Here is a 3,194-nt window from a genome sequence, read left to right on the forward strand (position 1 = left end):
GGGCAGGGGCGGCGGGGGCGAAAACCGTCCCCCGCCGCACCGCAGGCCCTACGCCAGCCCAGGCCCCCGCACCGGAATCGACGTGAACGTCGGCTCAGGCGCCGGATCCTGGAAGAAGTCGTTGCCCTTGTCGTCGACCACGATGAACGCCGGAAAGTCCTCGACCTCGATCTTCCAGACGGCCTCCATGCCGAGCTCCTCGTACTCGACGACCTCGACCTTCTTGATGCAGTCCTGGGCGAGCCGGGCGGCGGGCCCACCGATGGAACCGAGGTAGAACCCACCGTGCGTACCGCACGCGTCCGTGACCTGCTTGCTCCGGTTGCCCTTGGCCAGCATCACCTTGGACCCGCCCGCCGCCTGGAACTGCTCGACATAGGAGTCCATACGACCGGCCGTCGTCGGCCCGAACGACCCCGACGCGTAACCCTCAGGCGTCTTCGCCGGCCCCGCGTAGTACACCGGGTGGTCCTTCAGGTACTGCGGCATCTCCTCACCCGCGTCAAGGCGCTCCTTGATCTTGGCGTGGGCGATGTCGCGCGCCACGACGAGCGGGCCGGTGAGCGAAAGGCGGGTCTTCACCGGGTACTTGGTCAGCTCGGCGAGGATGTCGTCCATCGGCTGGTTGAGGTCGATCCGCACGACATCGCCGGCCTCGTCGAGGTGCTCGTCCGTCGTCTCCGGCAGGAACCGCGCCGGATCCGTCTCCAGCTGCTCCAGGAACACACCCTCGGCCGTGATCTTCGCGACGGCCTGACGGTCGGCCGAGCAGGAGACGGCGATGGCGACGGGGCAGGAGGCGCCGTGCCGCGGCAACCGCACCACACGCACGTCATGGCAGAAGTACTTGCCGCCGAACTGTGCCCCGATCCCGATCTTCTGCGTCAGCTCGAAGACCTTCTCCTCCAGCTCCTTGTCCCGGAACCCGTGCCCGAGCGGCGAGCCCTCGGCCGGGATCTCGTCCAGGTAGTGAGCGGAGGCGTACTTGGCGGTCTTGAGCGCGTACTCGGCGCTCGTACCACCCACCACGATCGCCAGGTGGTACGGCGGACAGGCGGCCGTACCCAGCGAACGGATCTTCTCCTCCAGGAACTTCATCATGGAGCCCTCGTTCAGGACCGCCTTCGTCTCCTGGTAGAGGAACGACTTGTTGGCGGAGCCACCGCCCTTGGCCATGAAGAGGAACTTGTAGGCGCCGCCGTCGGTGGCGTACAGCTCGATCTGGGCCGGCAGGTTCGACCCGGTGTTCTTCTCCTCCCACATGGTGAGCGGAGCCATCTGCGAGTAGCGCAGGTTGAGGTTCAGGTACGCGTCGTAGATGCCGCGCGACAGGGCCTCTTCGTCGCGACCCTCGGTCAGCACGTTCTGCCCGCGCTTGCCCATCACGATCGCGGTGCCGGTGTCCTGGCACATGGGGAGCACGCCCGCCGCCGCGATGTTCGCGTTCTTCAGCAGGTCCAGCGCGACGAACTTGTCGTTGCCGGACGCCTCGGGGTCGTCGATGATGCGGCGCAGCTGCGCGAGGTGGGCCGGGCGCAGGTAGTGCTGGATGTCGTGGACGGCCTCCTCGGCGAGCTTGCGCAGCGCCTCCGGCTCGACCCTGAGGAACGTGCGCCCGTCGGCCTCGAAGGTGGTGACACCCTCGGAGGTCACCAGCCGGTACGGGGTGGTGTCCTCTCCCATGGGGAGCAGATCGGTGTACGCGAACTCAGGCATGTCGCCCATTCCTCACTCGACAGACAGCGGCTGGCCTCCGTTGGCAGCGCCCACCAGCGTAGAACCTGCCTCCCGTGGTGAGCTTGTGAGGTAAGGCTCAGTTGGTCGGTCGCCGGTTGTCCACAGGTCTAGTCGCGATCTATCGCGAGTGGCTATGCTGCTGCCGTGGACCTTCAGAAGCGCCCCACCCAGGAACCGCCGTCGCCGCCGGAGCTGCGCGCCTCCGACGCCGACCGCGACCGGATCGCCGACCTCCTGCGCGAAGCCCTCGCCGAGGGCCGCCTCACCGCGGAGGAGCACTCCGAGCGGGTGGAGGGGGTGCTGAACGCCAAGACGGTGGGCGAACTCGACGTGTTCGTACGGGATCTTCCGGCCGCCCACACCGGCAGTGCGACCACGGCCTACGCGGCGGTGCCCAACCGGCCCTCGCCCGGCGCGATTCCGGTCGATCCCGACGAGCACCTGGTCGCGGTCTTCAGCGCATCGATGCGCAAGGGCCGCTGGCGGGCAGGCCGCCGTATCCACGCGTACGCGATATTCGGCAGCGTCGAGATAGACCTCAGCGAGGCGATCTTCGAGTACCGCCAGGTGATGATCAAGGCGATCTCGGTCTTCGGCAGCGTCGACATCCGCGTCCCGGAGAACGTCTCGCTGCGCGGCAGCGGCGGCGGAGTCCTCGGCAGCTTCGAGGTGGACACGCTGGATTCGGGCGACCCCGACGCGCCCGTGGTCTATGTGGACGGTCTGGCCGTGCTGGGCAGCGTGGAGGCGAGGCCGAAGCGGGGCAAGGTGATCGCCGACCTGATCGACCGTGTGACGCGCAAGGTCGACCACAGTTTGCGCAAACACCTGGATCGTTGACGTTCGTGAATATTTCCGGCGTCGGCGTGCCTGCTTTCCTCGGCCGTCGCGCCATGTCGCCCTCAAAATCCAGCGGTTCGGAACTCCGCGCATAGGCCCGCGCACAACGGGTAGGGCTTGCTGCATCGTCTCTCGCTCGCGAAGCCGTCGTCAGGAGTAGACCGTGCTGCAACCGTCGCATTCGTCCCTGCAGGTCGCTGCCGTTCCGCCCCAGCGGGTGCCAGTGCGAGAGAGGGATCAGGACACCCCCTGGCATACGGAGGCGGTGTGCCGGCGAGACGAGGCCGGCTTGTTCTTCGCCCCGTCGAAGGAGCCCACCGCGGCCCGGCTCTCCCGGGAGGAGGCGGCCAAGCGGGTCTGCGCACAGTGCCCCGTCATGGTCGAGTGCCGCGAGCACGCACTGCTGCAACCCGAGCCGTACGGCGTCTGGGGCGGCCTCACCGCCGCAGAGCGCCGCGTGGTCCTGGCCCGGCGCCGCCGCCGCGACCTGGAACTGAAGAAAGCAGCCCAGGCAACCCGAGTACCCGCGGCCTCCTGAGCCCACCCACGTTCACCCGGCCGAAGGGCGCCCTCTCCGCACCGAGGGCGCCCACCGCTTTGGGGGCGCGGGGAAGTAC

General features: G+C 68.2%; 3 protein-coding genes. 2 read left to right on the forward strand and 1 reads right to left on the reverse strand.

Going from position 1 to position 3,194, the window contains the following annotated elements:
* Positions 1 to 48 precede the first annotated feature (48 nt).
* Complete coding sequence (locus FNH08_RS47630; protein WP_194238864.1) at positions 49 to 1,716, reverse strand: fumarate hydratase; 1,668 nt, start codon at positions 1,714 to 1,716, stop codon at positions 49 to 51.
* Between the two features lie 165 nt (positions 1,717 to 1,881).
* Between FNH08_RS47630 and FNH08_RS47635 the strand changes: the two genes are divergently transcribed.
* Together FNH08_RS47635 and FNH08_RS47640 are read left to right on the forward strand one after the other, a co-directional pair.
* Positions 1,882 to 2,577 carry a DUF1707 SHOCT-like domain-containing protein gene (locus FNH08_RS47635; RefSeq protein ID WP_322726595.1) on the forward strand — a complete coding sequence of 232 codons (696 nt, stop codon included), beginning with the start codon at positions 1,882 to 1,884 and terminating at the stop codon, positions 2,575 to 2,577.
* A 163-nt stretch (positions 2,578 to 2,740) separates the two neighbouring features.
* Positions 2,741 to 3,115: a WhiB family transcriptional regulator gene (locus FNH08_RS47640; protein ID WP_322726596.1), complete on the forward strand. Its 375-nt coding sequence runs from the start codon at positions 2,741 to 2,743 to the stop codon at positions 3,113 to 3,115.
* The last annotated feature ends 79 nt before the right edge of the window (positions 3,116 to 3,194 follow it).

The organism is Streptomyces spongiae (assembly GCF_009377185.1).
In the GTDB taxonomy this organism is placed as follows: Bacteria; Actinomycetota; Actinomycetes; order Streptomycetales; family Streptomycetaceae; genus Streptomyces; species Streptomyces spongiae.